Below are 16,831 nucleotides of genomic sequence, written 5' to 3' on the forward strand. Positions count from 1 at the left end.
GGTCAGCCGGTGCCTTCGACGATGCGGAAGTCGCGCTCGTAGCCGTCGGGGAGGGCCACCAGCGCCTTCTGGTACGCCTCGCTCTCGTATGCCGCGACGGCTTGTTCAAAGCTGTCGAACTCGATCAGAACGACGCGTTGCGTGATTCCGGCTTCGTGGGCGACGACCCGACCGTCGAGGGTCAGGAGGCGCCCGCCCGCCGCGCGGACGGCCGGACCGGCGAGCTTGTTGTAGGCGGTCAGCCTCTCAAGGTCGGAAATGGCGGGGTAGACGCTGACCCAGTAGCCCTTGGGCATGGAACCTCCAGTGGTGGGATGAGTGCATCCGACGTACGGACTGGTCGTGGACGAATGTCGACGGGCTGCCGCCGGTATGCCGTCGCGGTCAGGTTGCTTCCGGCCGTGAGGCCGTGGTGTGGTCGGGAAGCAGGCGGGCGCGCAGGAATGCGAGGACGTCGTCGCGGGCTTGCACGGTGGGGTGGCCTTCCTCGTCGACGAGGTGCGCGGTGAGCACGCTGTGGGGAGTCTGCACCACGTCGCGGAAGAACGGCGGCGGCTCGGGGTTCGCGTACTCGCCGGGGAGGACGCGGCCGTCGAAGCGGTCGCCGAGCAGTTGTGCGTAGGCGGCGAAGCGTCGGCCGGTGCACCACCTGTCGGTGTCGAAGCGCAGGCCGAGTGCGGTGAGTCCGTCGCGCTCGAACCGCTCGCGGACGGCGGCCTCGTCGTCCGGCGACAGCTCCAGGGCGGCCGGGTCGTCCAGCGGCAGCGAGGGCTGGCCGAGGACCGGGGCGATGACGGCCGGTTCCAGCGTCATGCTCAGCGCGAAGTTGCCGGTGAAGCACATCCCCACCGCGCCCACGCCCGGTCCGCCGCACTCGTCGTGCGCGGTCCTGGCCAGCGCGCGCAGCCACACCGCCACCGGACTCGTGCCACCGCCCGCGAACGCCCTGAACTCCTCGCTGACGCAGGCCCGTTTGAGGATCGGCTCGGCAAGCTCGACGGTGGGATACGCCCCGTCGACGCCGAAGAGCGAGGGCACGTAGACGGTGAACCCCGCATCGCGCACCCACCCGGCGAAGCGCACGACGTCGGGGCTGATACCCGGCATCTCGGGCATCACGACCACCGCGGGCCCGCTCCCGGCCACATGGACGGTCTTCTCGCGCCCGGACAGCGAGAGCACGCGTTTCGCAAAGCCGTCCAGCCCGGCGCCGCCGTCGACACCCATGATCCGCACCCCCAACTATGCGATCGATCGGTCGTACTAATTGCCGCACACTACACGACCGACCAATCGCATACCATCGGCGGATGGCCCCGGACACCCCCGACCCCGCCGCGGAATCCCCCGCGCCGCGCGCCGACGGCCGCCGCGCCCGCGGCGACCGGACACGGCACGAAGTCGCCCGGCAGGCGGCCCTGTCCGCGACCGTGCACGGGCTGGACGCCATCACCGTCGGCGCGCTCGCCGCCCGGACCGGGCACAGCAAGAGCGGCATCCTCACGGTGTTCGCCAACCGGGAGGCCATCCAGGTCGCCGCAGTCGCCGAGGCCCGCGCCCTGTACCGGCGGCACGTCGTCGAGCCGTCGTGGCCCGCCGCCCCGGGGAGGCCCCGGCTCTGCGCCCTGCTCGACAACTGGGTCGCCTATCTGCGCGCCGGCGTCTTCCCCGGCGGGTGTTTCATCACCACGACCTCGGTCGAATACGGCCGCCGCAAGGGCCCCGTCGCCGACGCGGTCCGCGACCTCGTCCGCGAGTGGCTGCATCTGCTGGAGTCCGAACTGTCCGCCGCCGGCAGCCGCTTCCCGGCCGACGACGCCTTCCGCATCGACGCCTACCTGCGCGCCGCCAACACCCGCTACCAACTCTTCGGCGACGATACCGATCTGGACCGCGCCAGACGCCTGTCCCTGGATGTGCTCAGCACCTGACGGCGACGCTCGAAGGAGCTGTCTGCGGCACCGGGCGGATCGTCGGAGCGACGCAGGACCGCCGGCCCGCGACCGCTGCGAGCACGCCCGCTCGCACCGGCGCCCGGACGCGGGGCACAAGGAACAGGCCGGCCTGACCTACCGGCAGTTGGAGGCCAACGCCGCGCAGTACGGGGACGTGCTGGCGCGCAGCACGGCGGCGGACATGCTGCGCCGGGAGTCGTTGCCGCGCCCGGAGGCGGTGCTGGCGTTCGTGCGGGCCCGCGGCAGGGGTGGGAGCGCCGCCGCCTGGCTGGACGCCAGGAACCGGCCGGCCGCCGCCGAGCCCCTCCCCGCCGGCCGCCGTCGAACCGTCCCCGCCGAACACCACCGAAACGTCCCCTTGCTGCCGACAGTCCTGGTGGAGTTGAGGAACACCGTCCCGATGCAGCCGGGGGTCGCCGCCGAGGTGGCCGCCTGGGCCGGTGCGGCGGCCCGGACGAGCGGGTGACGCACCGGACCCGCCAGCACGTCTCCACCGGAGACGCCGGGCCGGCGCGACCGCGAAGGTGTGACGCAGACCACGCGAAAACAAGAACCTGCACGCCACAGCGGGCGTCTGGCTGGTGTGAGATCAAGCATGAGGGCACTGGACGAGCTGGACGAGGAACGCCTCGTCCGGCTGGTGGCCAGGGGTGAGCGGGCAGCGTTCGACGAGCTGTACCGGCGCACGTCGCCGTGGCTGGCGATGCGGTTGCGCCGCCGCTGCGCCGACGAGCAGATCGTCGCCGAGGTCATGCAGGAGACCTACCTGGCGGTGTGGCGCGCGGCCGGCGCCTTCGCCGGGAGCGCGGTCGGCGGGACGGCCGTCGGGTGGCTGTGGACGATCGCGGCACGCCGCCTCGTCGACGCGTTCCGGCGCCGCGCCCACCACGCCGAACCCCCTGTCGCCGTCGCCGAGCGGACGGTGGTGCTCGCGGCGGAGGACGAGGCGCTCGCCGGGACCGTCGGCGGTGACGTCGGCGACGCCCTGCGGAAGCTCGCGCCGGAACTGCGCGAGGTGCTGCAGGCCACGGTGCTCGACGGGTTCTCCGTCCGGGAGACCGCCGTCCTGCTCAAACTGCCCGAAGGCACCGTGAAGACGCGTGCCCGCCGGGCCCGGATCGCGATGAGGAAGGCGCTGACATGAGCGAGCGGATCGTCGACAACCGCGCCGGACGGGGCGTCCGCCGAGTGCGGCGGGACGGCCGCGCCGACCGGGACCACCTGTCGGGGCGATTGATCGACGACTACGCGCGCGGCGACACCACGATCGCCGCGGACACCGTGTGGGCGCTGGAGTCCCATCTGGAGACCTGCGCGCCGTGCCGGGGCCGGCTGGCCGCCTCCGTGGCCGCCACGGCACCCGACGTCGCCGAGCTCCTGGACACCGTCCGGGCCCGTCTGGAACCGCAGCTGGACGCGGCCGGCCCGGCGCCCGCGCGGCGGTACCGCCCGGGGTGGGCCTCGGCCTGGCTGACGCCGGTCATGACCCCCTGGCTGGCCATGACCGTCGCCGTCACCCTGGTGGCACTGCTGCTCGACGCGCTCGCGCCGCCGACGTTCTTCGGCGGCACCTCCCTCCTGCTGCCGCTCGCACCCGTGCTGCCGCTGTGCGGCGTCGCGGCGTCGTGGTCGCGCGCACTCGACCCGGCACACGAACTGACGGCCTCGACCGCCCGGGCCGGCCTGCCGCTGCTCCTCAGGCGCACCACGGCGGTCCTCCTGGTGGTCCTGCCCGGACTCCTGCTGGGCGGCCTGCTGACCGGCACCACGACGGCCGCCCAGTGGCTGCTGCCCTCCCTCGCCTTCACCTCCACCGCCCTGGCGCTGGGCAGCGTGGTCGGAGTGACCCGTGCCGCCGTCGGACTGGCGGCCGGGTGGGGCGCCGTCGTCGTGGTCCCCGCGTGGGCCGTCGGACACGTGCCCCCCGCCCTGCAACTCCTGCTGCGGCCGGACCACCTGCCCGTCTGGGGCCTGCTCCTCGCGCTCGGAACCGGCGCCGTGATCGCCCGCAGGAACACGTACTCGACGCTGTGAACCCTCCTCGACCCCCGAAAGGGACCGCATGACACCCGTGACGAGCGCGGCCGACACCGCGCCCAAGACCTACGCCTGGGAGATCCGGGCCGCCGGACTCAAGGTCCGCGTCGGACGGAGGAAGACGGCCGTCGACGGGCTCGACCTCGCCCTCGGCACCGGCACCCATGGACTCCTGGGGCCCAACGGCGCCGGCAAGACCACCCTGATCCGGACGCTGGCCACCGTCCTGCGCCCCACCGAGGGCGAACTGGAACTGCTCGGCACCGCCGTGGGCGAGCTGGGCGAGCACCGGGCCCTGCGGCGCCGGATCGGCTACCTGCCGCAGGAGTTCGGCTACTACAAGCGCTTCACGGTGCGCGAGTTCGTCGAGTACATGGCCTGGCTGAAGGAGATGCCGAGGGCGGAGGTCCCCGCGGCCGTCCAGCGGGCGGTGGAACGGGTGGGCCTCGCGGACCGCGCCGACCACCGGATGAAGACCCTGTCCGGCGGCATGGTGCGACGCGCCGGCATCGCCCAGGCCATCGTCAACGACCCCGCGGTGCTGCTGCTGGACGAGCCGACGGCCGGTCTGGACCCGGCCCAGCGACTGCGCTTCCGCGAACTGCTGCAGGAACTCGGCCGGGACACCTGCGTGGTCGTCTCCACCCACCTGGTCGAGGACGTCGCGGCCGCCTGCACCGACGTGGTGCTCCTCGCCGACGGCCGGCTCGTCTTCCAGGGCACGCCGGACGACCTGGCGGCGGCGGGGAGCCCCGACCACCCCGGCGACAGCCCCCTGGAGCGCGGCTACTCGGCCCTGCTCCGCGACTCCGGCCGCCCGGGAGGCATCTGGTGAACGCACGAGTCCTGCGCACCGAACTGAGGCGCTCCGCCGCCGCCTGGCCCGGCATCACCGTCCTGGCCGGCAGCCTGGCCGTCTTCCTCCTGATCGACGGGATCTGGTGGAACGGCACCGCCGGATGGACGGCCCAGTGGACCACCATGGCCATGTGGACCCGCTACCTGCTGGCTTTCTGGCTGCCGCTGGTGGTGGGCACCGGCGCCGTGTACGGGCTGCGCGAATCCCGGTCGCGGATGACCGAACTGCTGGTGACCACACCGCTGCCGGCCTGGCGCCGCGCGGCGCTGCCGGCCGGCGCGACGGCGCTCGCGACGGCGGCGGGCTTCGGTCTGCTGGTCCTCGTCGGCGGAGTCCAGGTGGCCCTCGGCCCGACCGACTACGCACCGCCGGGCTGGCTGCCGATCTCGCTGGTGGCGCTGCTGGCCCTGGTCGCGGGGGCCGTGTTCGGGATGGGCGTCGCGAGGACGCTGCCCCACGTGCTCACCCCGCCCGCGCTGATGGTGGGCGTCCTCGCCCTGACGAACCTCCTGCGGCCGAGGACGGAGGATCTGGTGCCCTCGGGCAGCGCGCCGAACCGGCTCACCCTGCTCTCCCCGGTGGTTCCCGACCCGCGGGAGATGCTGCTGACCCTGTCCGGCCCCGTGCACCTCGGGCAGACGCTCTGGCTGCTCGGCCTGCTCGGCACCGGCTTCGCGCTGCTGTCGGCCACGACCCGGCGGGCCCGGCTGCTCGCGGTGGTCCCCGCCCTGGCCGGCGCGGCCCTCGCACTGCCGGTCCTCCCGGCCGAGGCGCGCGACAGCTACGTCGTCGACAAGGCCGCCGCCGCCCTGGTCTGCGAGGGACCGGTCTGCGTGACACGCGCCAACCGCGACCGCCTGGACGAGCTCGCGGCGCGCGGCACCGAAGCGCTGAGCGTGCTGCGCGGCCTCCTCGGCGACCGGGCACCGCACACCGTACGGGAGGACAACGGGCTGCGCGCGCTCGGCGACGTCCGCGAACTCTCCGACGACGTGGTGCTGGTCGACTTCGACGAGCGGCTCTTCACCGATGCCGAGGGCGAGGCACTGACCCGCGCCCTGATCTCGCAGGGGCTGGCGCCGAGTTGCCACGCGAACAACGACCGGGAGGGCGCGGGCAGCAGCGACGTCGCCGTGCAGAGCATCGCCGTGAGCTGGGCCCTCCACGACCCGCAGCTCCGACCGCTGGTCGCGAAGGGCACCGGCGCGTACGAGCAGCGGACCTGGGCCGACGCCGACACGGCCTGGCAGAAGCTGACCGCGGCGCCACCGGACGAACAGCGCTCCCGGATCGGCGAGCTGCGCGCCCACGCCTTCTCCTGCGCGCCGGGCGACCCGCTCCTGCTCCTCCAGGGGAAGGCGTCCCGATGAGGTGGCTGAGCCTCTACGCCCGTTCCCGGCAGGTCCCCGGTACGGCCGCCGCGGTCGCGCTCGTCACGCTGGTGGTGTGGGCCCTCGTCGAGCCCGGTCCGGCCGACCCGCAGACGGCGGCCCTCGTTCTCGCCGCGCACGTGGCGGCGGCCTCGGTCGGGCTCGGCGGGCCGGATGTGACGCTGGAGCGGACGGCCGCGATCCGCTGGATGCGCCGCCGGGCGGCGCACGTCCTGGTGATCGGCACGGTCGCCGGCCTGGCCCTGCTGAGCGTCCGGACGGTGGGCGTGGAAGTCGCCCCCGGCGCGGTCGTCGTCCGCGACAGCGCGGGCCTTGTCGGCTTGGCCGCGCTCGGGGCAGCGCTGTTCGGGGCGGCATTCGCCTGGACCCTGCCGACCGGCTGGCTCGCGCTCACCGTCGTCGTCCCCACCCCGGGCGGCACCGTGGGGCAGGTGCTGAAGTGGATGGTCTTCCCGCCCGGTACGACGACGTCCGCCGCGGTCGCCTGGGCCCTGTTCACGACCGGCACCCTGGTGTACTCCGTGACGGGGCCCCGTCGCTGACGTCGGGTCCCGCCCACCCCGTGGGCGGGACCCGACGTGCCCGCGGCGGCCTCGCCACTCGCGGCCCGGTGTCGGCACCCCGACGCACCCGAAGGGCCTTGTCGCGTGCGACAGGTCGGGGCGATGACCAGGTCGACGGCGAGGCCCGCGCCGTCGATGCCGAGGCCGGGGCGGCGCCGGCAGGGGCGCTCGAAGTCGACCTTGCCGGAACCGGGCACGGGTACAGTGATCGGCCGAACCACCAGGAGGGGCGCCGATGCGGACACCGACGCGGATACGGAGACGGACCGGAACCTTGGGGGCCCGGGCGGGCACGGCGCTCGCGGCGCTCATCCTGCTCGGCAGCGCCGGAACGGCCGTCGCGGCCGACCCCAGCACCGCACCGAGCCCCACGGCACCGTCCGCGGCGAGCGCCGCCACCGCGCCGACCGGTCAACTCACCGGCGGGACAAGCCGCTCCGAGCGCCTGGCCGAGGAACTGCGCAAGAACCCGGTCTACGTCTCGGCCGCCCTGCCGCGCAGGCTGCCGCGCTCGCTCGCCCCGGAGATCGCCGCCGTCGCCGAGCGCACCGGCGTACCCACCTACGTGCTGGCGCTGCCGGACGGCGACGCCGCGCTGCTCGCCCTGGTGCACGACCGGCTCGGCGCGGACGGCCTCTACGTGCTGATCGCCGGCTACGGCCACATCACCGCGTCCGCGTTCGGCGTCGACGTGCCGATCGACGACGCCCGCCGGATCTCCCTGTACGGCACGCCGTACGGCGCCGAGCCGCTCGCCGCGTTCAAGAACTTCGTCGACGCCGTCGCCTCCGGCAAGGACCCGGCCGCCGCCAAGGCCCAGGAACTGTACGACCGGTACCACGACAGCGACCGGCGTCGCCTGTACATCAGCTCCACCGACCGGCAGAACCAGAACCTGCTGCTCGGGCTGGCCGTGGTGGTGTTCCCCGGCCTGGTGCTGGCCCTCGGCCTGTACCTCTCCCGCCGTCGGCCCCGCGCCTCCGGCCCCGGACCCGGTTCCGACCCCGGCTCCGGCCCCGGTTCCGTCAGGGCGACCGCCGTCAGCCTGACGAAGGAGCCCGCGGCGCCACGCGGTGCCCGAGGTCCGGGCGCCGCGCGGCGCCGCCGCGGCCTGCTGCCGGTGACCCTGCTGGCGGCGGCCGCCACCGTGTTCGGCGTGGTGCACTTCGCGCCCACCGCCTTCCCCCAGGTCGTCGACAGCCCCGACCTCAACGTCACCCAGGCCGATCTGGAAGCCCGCGTCGACGAGATCGCCGCCGGGCTCGCGGCCGGCCCGATCTACCAGGACCCGTCCGGCCCCGACGCGCTGAGCTCCGCCGACCTGCCCGCGATCCGGCAGCGGCTCACCGACCTCGCCCCCAAGGGCCCGGTGCACATCGTGGTCACCCCCACCGACAGCGACGACGAGACCGGACACAACGCCGACCTGCTGCTCGCCCGGATCCACGAACGCACCGGCCGCAACGGCGTCTACCTCCTCGTCGACCCGCTGACCGGCGTGATCGACCTCGACAGCTACGGCACCGACCTGGACACCCTGCGCCGGTTCGCACGCGTGCCGACCGAGGTCAGGTACGCGTACGGGGAAACCAACGGTCTGAACGTGGTACCGCGGCTGGACCAGGTGCTGGACGCCGTCGCCGCCGCCGAGCCGAAGCCGGGCCACGATCCCGCGCAACGCCGCACCACGCTGCCCCCGCTGCACGACAACCGGCTGCCCGCCCTGTTCAGCAACGACTTCGGGGCCGGCTTCGGGCTCGGCGCGATGCTGCTCGGCGTCCTGCTGTTGCTGTCCTGGGCGGCCCTCGCCACCGCCCGGGCCGTGAGCGGCTCCCGGCGCGCCCGCCCGGCCGGCCCCTCGCCGCAGCACGCCGAGCCCCGGCACACCACCCCGCGGCCGTCCCTGCGGCAACTCCGTGCCTGGGCCGGCGAGGACGCCCGCGAACTCGCCGCGCGACTCGCCGCCGCCGACCAGGACGCACCCGGCCGCACCCGCGCCTGGGACTGCCTCGACGCCGCCGAACTCCTCGCCGACAGCAGCGGGCAGCGCCCCGACGAGTCGGCCGAGGCGGGCGACCTGGCCGCCGTCGTGGTGCTCGCCCAGGCCGGGCTCGCCGCTCTGCGCGGCCGGCTCCACCCCACCGTCTGCCGGCTCAACCCGCTGCACGGCGAGGCCACCGGCGGCCGGGTGCCGTCCTGGTTCGCCGAACTCGGCATCGGCCCCCGGTCCGCGCAGTTGTGCCCCACCTGCCGCGACGCCCTCCACGGCGGCGGCGCCGGCACCTCGCGCGGCTCCTCGCTCGCCGACCGGGCCACCCGTGCGGACCGGGCCCGCGACCGGCTGCTGCGCCTGCCCGGGGCGGACGACCGCACCCGGAGCGCCTGGGACGAGGCCGGGCAGATCCTGCCGGCCGCCCGCGAAGGGCTCGAAGCACTCATCCTCAGGGCCAGGGAGTCCGCCAGTGTCCAGTGACCGCCCGACCACCTGCCCGACCACCCGCCGGACCGCCCGCCCGACAGCCCGCCGCCCCGGCCGGCGCCTGCTCGGAAGGCTGTTCACCGCGCTGCTGACGGCCTGCACGGTGCTGCTCGGCACCGGTGCCACCGCCCACGCGGACGGCGCGGGCCCCGGACCGACCGCCACGACGATCGTCGAGGCGCTGGCCACCACCCCTGTCTACGTCGACCCGTCCTTCGCGGCGGCCGTCAACGCCTCACAACAGCGCGAACTCGCCGACCAGATCGCCGCGACCGGGCTGCCGATCAAGGTGGTGCTGGTGCCGCTGAAGAAGGGCGACGCGTTCGACGGCAGCGCCAAGTCCCTGGCCGCGGTGGTCCAGGAGCGCCTCGGCCAACCGCAGCTGATCCTGCTCACCAACGACGAGTACCTGAGCTGGCTCCAGGGCACCGAGTGGCCGAACGACACCCACCAGACCCGCGACGCGGCCATGGCCGTGGGCATGCTCAAGGAACTCAAGGACGCCGGACTGGCCGCCCGCGTCGGCCGGGCCGTCGAACTGATCCGGACCGGCCGGGGCACCGAGGTCTACAAGGCCGAGGCCGCACGGGCCGACCGCGAGTACTCGGCCCGCCCCAAGGTGAAGGAGAAGGCCGCCGACTCTTCCTCCGGGGGCTCGGGGACCGTGCTCGCGGTCGCCGCGGCGCTGGTTCTCACCGCCGCCGGCACCACCTTCCTGGTGCTGCGCCGCCGCCGCTCGCCCCGGCACACCGCCTTCACCTTCCCCGACGCCGTCTTCGCCGCCGACCGGGCCGCCGACGAGGCGGGACTGCGCCGGCAGGCCGCCGCCGAGGTGCTCGCCCTCGGCGAGGCCGTGAACGGCGCCGACGGGGCCACCACCCCCGGGCTGGGCCGCGCCCTGGACGCCTACGACGCGGCCGGCCGGGTCCTGGACGCCGCCCGCGGCATCCCCGACCTGGCCGGCGTGCTCGCCCTGGCCGCCGAAGGACGCTCCGCGCTCGCGGCCGGACCGCGGCTCCCGCTGTGCTTCTTCGACCCCCGGCACGGCATCGCCGTCGGCCGCACCACCTGGCGCCCGCTCGGCCGCCGGGAACGCGTCGACGTCGCCGTCTGCGAGGACTGCGCCCAGTCCCTGCGCGCCCGCCGCGCACCCCAGGTGCTCGCCGTCCGCGACCAGGGACGCACCGTCCCCTACTTCGAGCTGCCCGCCGACCGCAGCCTCTGGGCCGCCACCGGCTACGGCTCGCTGCTCTCCGGCCCCGACGACACCCTCGCCGCCCGGGTCGGCACCGGCGAGTTCAGCCGCGCGCGGCGGCAGTCGGAGGACTGAGCCCGGAAAGTCCTCCGGCGGAGCGCCGGTTCCCGACGGAACCGGCGCTCCGCCGTTCCCGCTCCTCGCCGGCCTGCCCGACCGGGTGCTCGCGGCCGGCCGCGGCACCGATCTGAGTACGGATGCTCAGGAACCGGGCCGGGTCCCGCGCGTACGGTGGCGGCACGAAGCGCAGCAGGGGGTCCCACCCCGATGTCCCGGCCGGGGTGATCGACGTCGGCTCCACCACGATCCGGGCGCCGCGACGACCCGGCGGACAGCGGACGTGTACCTGTTACCCGCCGGACCGGGCGGGCGGCGCCCCCGGGCCGTTGCGCCTGTCTCCGCGCGAACCGTCCCGAGCGGCGCCGCGGCCGTGTCCGGCCCGGCCGCAGCCTCCGGCCGCCGGGTCTCAGGGGGCCGGACGGAGGTGTCCCGGCTGCCCCTGACGGCGGTGGTCGCCCCGGCCTGGCGTGCGCGCCTCGGGGCGGTCACGGCGAGCGGGTGGTGGCGCGGGCGATTGCGGGCGATCGGGGGTGCGGTCGTCGAGGAGGGCCTGGCCGAGGAGGGTGAGGGCGTGCCGGACGCCGGGGCCGGTGCGTTCGGTGGTGAGCAGGCCTGCGGCACGCAGGACGCCGGCGTGGTGGCTGGCGGTGGCGGCGGAGGTGCCGGTGCGGCGGGCGAGTTCGGCGGTGCCGGCCGGGTCGGCCGCCGCTCGCAGGGTACGGGCGCGAGTGGTGCCGAGCAGGGCGACGAGCGCGCCGTCCGGCCCGTCCGCGGCGGCCGAGGACCAGATCGCGCGGTAGGTGGTGAGGTCGGGGGCGAGCGGGTAGTGCAGGACGAGGGGATGGTCGAGGCCTCGGTTGTCGGTGAGGGCCAGCGGCTCGGGCCAGAAGAAGGTGGGGACGAGCATGACGCCGGCGCCGCGCAGCCGCAGGTCGGCGTCGACGGGGCAGGGCAGCGTCAGCACCGGTGACCGCCACCGGATGGCGGGGTGGAGACTGTCGAGCAGTCCGTCCAGGCCGCGGTCGGCGGCGAGGGTGGCCCGCCGGACGCGGTCGGTGTGCGCGGCGGCCAGGAGCTGCGACCAGTACGGGGCGACCGCGAAGGCGTGGTATTCGCGCAGCCGGCGGTCGACCAGTTCACGCCACTCGCGTTCGCCCCGGTGCAGTTCGTAGACCCACCGGGCCGCTTGGGGGCGCATCCTGCTGAGGGTGCGCAGGTCGGCGCTCCACCGTCGGCCGGGCAGTGACCAGATCTGCTCCAGGCTCTCCGGCAGGGTGTGGCTGCCCGCGTGCAGGAACGCTTCCGCGGCCTCCACCGCGCCGACCGGCGTAGCCAGGTCGAACAGCACCCGCAGTTCGGGGCGGATGCTCCTGCGGGTCCGACTGCGCCACCCCTCCAACGCCACGCCGCCGGCCTCGCGGGTCTGCACCAGCGACAGGCTCAGGAGCGACTCGGCGAGCGGGTCGGGTGCCCGCGCGATCCGGACCCTGGTCAGGTCGTCGTGGGTGAAGTGGATCCGCAGCAATTCCGCCCCTTCCACCGAACATCGGCAGGGGTGCCGCGGCGTCCCGGCCCCGCCCCTCTGCGCCCCTACGACCACCGTAGGGGGGACGGCGCGGCAAGAGCGGGGCGTTGCCCGGCTCTGACCGGATCGTTCCGCGGCACGGACATTGCGTGTCCGAACCTGGAGACCGGGGGCCGGTGGGCGCGCGGCACCGCCGCCCGGGGCACCCGGGCGGCGGTGGGGGTGGCGACGGTCGACGCCGCCCCGGTGCGGGTGCGACGGCGTGGCGCCGGCCAGGACGCGTCGCGGCCGACGGTGGTTCAGGGCGACAGCGTCCTGCTCGCCAGCACCCTCCCCTGCGCGTCGTACGCGGCGAGCCGGATGCCCCCCGGCGGGTAGCCGCCCGGGCCGCCGGAGCCCTTGAGCGCGGGCCCCCAGAAGACGCCGCTGGCGAAACCCGGGTCGCCGGAGAGCGAGGCGACGGTGGCCCAGTGCGCCTGGCCGTCCAGCTCGATGGCCATCGCGGCCACCCGCCCGGGCCCCTGGTACACGAGGTTGTACAGGCCCTCCCGGTACTCCGGGGACGACCCGAGGTACTGCATGGTGATCTGGGCCTCGCCCGACGCCCACGAGTACCCGCCGCACCCCTGACCGTCCTTGTACGCGACGGGATCGTGGATGCAGACCTCCTGGTCCCCCAGCTGCATCCACCAGTCGTCACGGCCCATCGGCAGCCGCTGACCCGCCTCCACGACCACCGGCTCCGGCGCCGGACCCACCGGCGCCGTCAGCGGCTGCGAGGCCGGTGCCACGGTACGCGGTACGTCCCGCGCGGACAGGGCCGCTCCCGTGCCGGCGACCACCACGAGTGCAGCCGCCGTGGCCGCCACCCCCAGCGCCAGGCGACGGCTGCGGCGCTGGCGTCGCACGTGGACCTGCACGGTGCCGCGGGGCCAGTCCCCCACCGCGAGCCGGCCGGCCTCTTCCCGCAGCGCGCCACGCACCGCGTCCTCGGTGTCCATCACCTGTCGTCTCCGTCCGTGCCCTCGATCGTCGAACCGGTCCCCGCCGCGTACAGCGCCAGCGCCGGGTGGCCGCGCAGTTTCGCCAGGCCCCGGCTGGCCTGGCTCTTCACGTTGCCGGCCGAGCAGCCGAGCACCTCGGCGACCTGGTGCTCGCTCATGTCCTCCCAGTAGCGCAGGACGACGACGGCACGCTGGCGCGGCGGCAGTTCCGCCAGCGCCTGGAGCAGCACCGAGCGCTCCTCGACGCCGCGGTGGCCGACCTCCCTGGTGTGCGCCCGCTCGGGGAGGACGGGCACGAGTAGCTGCCTGACCCGGCGGCGCCGGTGGCGGCTCAGGTTGGTGTTCACCAGGGCGCGGTGGACATAGGCGTCCGGTTCTTCCAGGCCACTGATCCGCGACCAGCTCCGGAACACCTTCGCCAGGGTCGCCTGCACCACGTCCTCGGCGTCGTGATGGTCACCCGTCAGCAGGTAGGCGGTGCGTACCAGTCGCCGCCACCGCGTGGCGGCGAACCCCTCGAAGCCGAGCTCCCGCACCCCCGGGCCGCCGCCGGCGGCCACCGGTTCGGCCCCCGGCCCCGGGGCCGGGTCCGCTTGGCCGGCCGGCCGGGACCGGCCGTCCACCGGTACGGGTATTGCACTCGTGGTCATCCCATTCCTCTCCGCGGTCCGCGCGAGGGCCCCACCGGACCGTCGCTCCGCCCTACTCACCCCCGCGCCGCCGCAAAGGTTGCACGTCGACACCGGGTCACCGTGGTCGGGGTCGTGGTCGGGGTCGGGGCCGGGGCCGGGGCCGGGTGGACCGCGGCACGCGAAGAGGGGGCCGGCCCCGCGGACGGGACCCCGGCGGCCGGCGCTGAGCGTAGACGGCTACCTGGGAGGCCGGGGGCAGAACGAGCGGAGCGGGCCGTCACCGGCTTCCCGGTGACGGCCCGCGGGCAGCGGCGGCTACTGCACGTCGGCGGGACAGAGGCCGAAGTCCCGGTACCCGTTCTGGGTGTTGTTCTCGGCGAACAGGGTCACGACGCCGCGCTCGTTGTGCACGGGATCGACGACCAGCCGCCACCGTGTGGCGTTGGCCGGGTCGGTCCTGTACACCCACTGGCCGCCCTCGTTGGCGGGCCGGTAGTGTTCGGCGATCGCCCTGACACAGCGCGTGACCTGCGCGGCGTTGATGTCGACGTTGGGGCCGGGTCCGTGGCCCGCGTCGATGTGCCGAAGCCCGTAGCCGGCGTTCGGGCCCGTGTGCTCACCGCACCGCAGGTACACCCGGCGGGCGGCGCCGGCGCCTGGGGGGAGGGCCTCGTAGATCGTCGAGACGATCCTCGCGGGGTCGTTGGCCGGGCAGGAGTTCGCCGGGATCCGTTCGGCGACCGCCTGGGCCGGTGATGTCTGCAGCACGAGCGCGCCGGCGATCAGCATCAGGGCGCCGCCGAGATTCCTGAGGGACATGCGCGTACCTCCTACCGGTACAGGGGAGTCGGCAGCCCGCGGGTGCCTGGTCCGCGTGTCGTTTCGGCCGCCACACGTCGAGTGTCCGCGCCCGCCCGCGGACCGCTCCTCCGGTGAGGCATTCGGGTGGTCCTGTCCGGCGGTCCTGCCGAGCCGCGGCTCCGCAGCTCCTGGGAGCGTCAGCAGGGACCGGTCCCCTACGCCCGGAGGGTCCGTGGTCCAGCCGGTCCCGCGGCTCTCACCGGCGCGCCGGTGAGGTTCCTCGGCGCGTTCCGGCGGCGCGCCGTGCTCGACGCACCGCCCGGGGGTCCCCTTCAGGTCCACCGTCCCGGCCGGTGCGGCGTCAGCCTGTGGGCGGGAGGTTCCCACCCGCGGTGACCAGGCCCGTCTCATAGGCGATGACGACCATCTGGGCCCGGTCATGGGCGTGGAGCTTGGCCAGCAGCCGCCGGACATGTGTCTTGACGGTCGCGATGCTCAGCCCCAGATGCTCGGCGATCACGGAGTTGGGCAGTCCCCGGGCCACCAGGCGGAGAACTTCCCGTTCCCGCGGCGTCACGCCCGCCAGCTCCCGGACGAGTCGTGGGCGCGGCTCGTGGCGTCCGGCGAACTCGCGGATCAGACGGCGGGTGACCGCGGGCGCGAGCAGGGCGTCGCCGGAGGCGACCACCCGCAAGGCTGTCAGCAGGTCGGCGGGGAGGATGTCCTTCAGGAGGAATCCGCTGGCCCCGCCGCGGAGTGCCGCGTACACGTACTCGTCCAGGTCGAACGTGGTGAGGACCAGCACACGGGTGCCGACGGCGTCCGGGTCCGCGCAGATGCGCCGGGTGGCCTCCAGACCGTCCGTGCCCGGCATCCGGATGTCCATCAGCACGACGTCGGGCCGCAGCCGCAGGGCGAGTTCGACGGCCTGCTCGCCGCTGTCGGCCTCGCCCGCGACGGTGAGGTCCGGCACGCTCTCGATGAGCAGGCGGAAGCCCGCCCGCAACAGCGCCTGGTCATCGGCGATGAGAACCCGGACCGGCTGGTTCACCGTGCTGTCTCCGATCCGCAGGGCAGCCGCGCATGCACCCGGAACCCGCCCGTCGCCAGGGGGCCGGCGGAGAGGGTCCCGCCGCACATGGCCGCCCGCTCCCGCATCCCGATGAGTCCGTGCCCGCCGCCAGGACGCCGGGCCGGGAGCCGGAACGGCGCGTCGTTGACGACCTCGATCTCGACCGCCTCGGGACCGATCCGGGACAGGTTCACCCGGCAGTCCGCCGATCCCGCGTGCCTGACGACATTGGTGAGGGCTTCCTGAACGATCCGGTAGACCGCCAGTTCCACACCCGGGGGGAGCGGTGGATCCGGGTCGACGGACAGCTCCACGCGCGGGCCCGCGCCGTCCGCGAGCGCGGGCAGGTCCGCCAGGCCGGGGGCGGACCCCCACTCGGCTCCGTCACCGGGTGATCGCAGAACGCCGAGCATGCGGCGCATCTCGGTGAGCGCCGTCCGGCCCGCCGTCCCGACCAGCGCGAGGGTCCGCTCGGCCTCCTGCGGGTTGGTGGGGGCCACCGCACGAGCCACCTCGGCCCGTACCGCGATGACAGTCAGATGATGGGCCACCACGTCGTGGAGCTCGCGGGCGATCCGCAGGCGCTCGTCCGTCACGGCCTGCCGGGCGGCGAGTTCCGCGTACGACCGCTGCTCTCTCAGCGCGGTGCCCACCAGCCAGGGCAGGGTCATCATCAACGACGCGAAGACGACGCCCCACGCGACCCCGGAGGCCGGGACCGGTCGCGGTACGAGGGCCATGGCCGCCGCGACGGCGCCCAGCGAGCAGCCGAGCGCCGTCGCGGACCGGCGCCGCGGTTCCCGCGCCGCCACCGTGTACAGGGCGGCCCCGACGGGGATCCAGGACTCCTCCCATCCGGTGAACGCCATGGCGAGGACCGCTCCGGCCAGGACCGTGTACAGAACCCGGACGGACCATCTACGCCGTACCGCGACCGGCAGCCAGACCACCGCCGCCACGGCTCCCGCGCCCCAGCCGCCGCTCCGCGTCTCGCTCGCGCCGAACGCCAGGGCGAGGAGCACGGCCGCGACCGTGTCCACACCGTGCCACTGTCCGTCCCGCAGACGTCCGGCCACCAGCGGCCGTGACTGCCCGTCACCCATGCCGGCCACGCTATCCAAACGGGGGCCCGGGGCCCGTCAGCCCGGAGGACGTCATCTCGCGGGCTGAGTCATCCGCGCGGCTGATGCCCGTCATA

Annotated in this window: 17 protein-coding genes; 9 read left to right on the top strand and 8 right to left on the bottom strand. The window is 74.9% G+C overall.

The features are described from left to right. Window positions 1–2: 2 nt before the first annotated feature. Together ACFVVU_RS09455 and ACFVVU_RS09460 are read right to left on the bottom strand one after the other, a co-directional pair. Window positions 3–296, bottom strand: a complete 294-nt coding sequence (locus tag ACFVVU_RS09455) for a DUF1330 domain-containing protein (RefSeq protein WP_380686600.1) — start codon at window positions 294–296, stop codon at window positions 3–5. A gap of 88 nt (window positions 297–384) precedes the next feature. Further along, window positions 385–1,227 (bottom strand): dienelactone hydrolase family protein, encoded by an 843-nt coding sequence (locus ACFVVU_RS09460; RefSeq protein ID WP_387788943.1) that lies wholly within the window; start codon window positions 1,225–1,227, stop codon window positions 385–387. A gap of 83 nt (window positions 1,228–1,310) precedes the next feature. On the opposite strand from ACFVVU_RS09460, the gene ACFVVU_RS09465 reads away from it, so the two are divergent. The 9 genes from ACFVVU_RS09465 to ACFVVU_RS09505 all read left to right on the top strand — a co-directional run bounded on the left by ACFVVU_RS09465 (window position 1,311) and on the right by ACFVVU_RS09505 (window position 10,614). Further along, on the top strand, window positions 1,311–1,931 hold the full coding sequence (locus ACFVVU_RS09465; protein WP_387788944.1) for a TetR/AcrR family transcriptional regulator: 621 nt from the start codon (window positions 1,311–1,313) through the stop codon (window positions 1,929–1,931). Next, the gene (locus ACFVVU_RS09470; RefSeq protein ID WP_387788945.1) at window positions 1,915–2,421 is read left to right on the top strand and encodes a hypothetical protein; all 507 of its coding nucleotides are present in this window, start codon (window positions 1,915–1,917) and stop codon (window positions 2,419–2,421) included. Before ACFVVU_RS09465 ends, ACFVVU_RS09470 begins: the two co-directional genes overlap by 17 nt. Window positions 2,422–2,550: 129 nt before the next feature. Further along, a complete protein-coding gene (locus tag ACFVVU_RS09475) occupies window positions 2,551–3,099 on the top strand; it encodes an RNA polymerase sigma factor (RefSeq protein WP_387788946.1) in 549 nt (182 codons plus the stop codon). 89 nt (window positions 3,100–3,188) lie between these two features. Further along, window positions 3,189–3,989, top strand: coding sequence for a zf-HC2 domain-containing protein (locus tag ACFVVU_RS09480; RefSeq protein WP_387789206.1), 801 nt, complete (start codon window positions 3,189–3,191; stop codon window positions 3,987–3,989). Between the two features lie 28 nt (window positions 3,990–4,017). Next, entirely contained in the window at window positions 4,018–4,827 is an 810-nt protein-coding gene (locus ACFVVU_RS09485; RefSeq protein WP_387788947.1) for an ABC transporter ATP-binding protein, read from the top strand. Then, window positions 4,824–6,221 carry a hypothetical protein gene (locus ACFVVU_RS09490; protein ID WP_387788949.1) on the top strand — a complete coding sequence of 466 codons (1,398 nt, stop codon included), beginning with the start codon at window positions 4,824–4,826 and terminating at the stop codon, window positions 6,219–6,221. Before ACFVVU_RS09485 ends, ACFVVU_RS09490 begins: the two co-directional genes overlap by 4 nt. Beyond that, window positions 6,218–6,784, top strand: a complete 567-nt coding sequence (locus ACFVVU_RS09495) for a hypothetical protein (protein WP_387788950.1) — start codon at window positions 6,218–6,220, stop codon at window positions 6,782–6,784. The genes ACFVVU_RS09490 and ACFVVU_RS09495 overlap by 4 nt, the downstream gene beginning before the upstream one ends. Window positions 6,785–7,079: 295 nt before the next feature. Further along, window positions 7,080–9,278, top strand: a complete 2,199-nt coding sequence (locus tag ACFVVU_RS09500; RefSeq protein WP_387788951.1) for a hypothetical protein — start codon at window positions 7,080–7,082, stop codon at window positions 9,276–9,278. Then, on the top strand, window positions 9,268–10,614 hold the full coding sequence (locus tag ACFVVU_RS09505; RefSeq protein WP_387788952.1) for a hypothetical protein: 1,347 nt from the start codon (window positions 9,268–9,270) through the stop codon (window positions 10,612–10,614). The genes ACFVVU_RS09500 and ACFVVU_RS09505 overlap by 11 nt, the downstream gene beginning before the upstream one ends. Window positions 10,615–11,005: 391 nt before the next feature. Here ACFVVU_RS09505 and ACFVVU_RS09510 read toward each other — a convergent pair whose 3' ends face one another. The 6 genes from ACFVVU_RS09510 to ACFVVU_RS09535 form a co-directional block, all read right to left on the bottom strand. Continuing rightward, window positions 11,006–12,124, bottom strand: a complete 1,119-nt coding sequence (locus ACFVVU_RS09510) for an ArsR/SmtB family transcription factor (protein ID WP_387788953.1) — start codon at window positions 12,122–12,124, stop codon at window positions 11,006–11,008. Between the two features lie 299 nt (window positions 12,125–12,423). Beyond that, window positions 12,424–13,128, bottom strand: coding sequence for a hypothetical protein (locus tag ACFVVU_RS09515; RefSeq protein WP_387788955.1), 705 nt, complete (start codon window positions 13,126–13,128; stop codon window positions 12,424–12,426). Then, window positions 13,125–13,778 (bottom strand): SigE family RNA polymerase sigma factor, encoded by a 654-nt coding sequence (locus ACFVVU_RS09520; protein ID WP_387788956.1) that lies wholly within the window; start codon window positions 13,776–13,778, stop codon window positions 13,125–13,127. Before ACFVVU_RS09520 ends, ACFVVU_RS09515 begins: the two co-directional genes overlap by 4 nt. 297 nt (window positions 13,779–14,075) lie before the next feature. Then, window positions 14,076–14,579: a hypothetical protein gene (locus tag ACFVVU_RS09525; RefSeq protein WP_387788958.1), complete on the bottom strand. Its 504-nt coding sequence runs from the start codon at window positions 14,577–14,579 to the stop codon at window positions 14,076–14,078. 343 nt (window positions 14,580–14,922) lie between these two features. Beyond that, window positions 14,923–15,612 (bottom strand): response regulator, encoded by a 690-nt coding sequence (locus ACFVVU_RS09530; RefSeq protein WP_380683261.1) that lies wholly within the window; start codon window positions 15,610–15,612, stop codon window positions 14,923–14,925. Further along, complete coding sequence (locus ACFVVU_RS09535; RefSeq protein ID WP_387788959.1) at window positions 15,609–16,736, bottom strand: sensor histidine kinase; 1,128 nt, start codon at window positions 16,734–16,736, stop codon at window positions 15,609–15,611. Before ACFVVU_RS09535 ends, ACFVVU_RS09530 begins: the two co-directional genes overlap by 4 nt. Window positions 16,737–16,831: the final 95 nt, after the last annotated feature.

The sequence above is a fragment of the Kitasatospora sp. NPDC057965 genome (assembly GCF_042887135.1).
In the GTDB taxonomy this organism is placed as follows: domain Bacteria; phylum Actinomycetota; class Actinomycetes; order Streptomycetales; family Streptomycetaceae; genus Kitasatospora.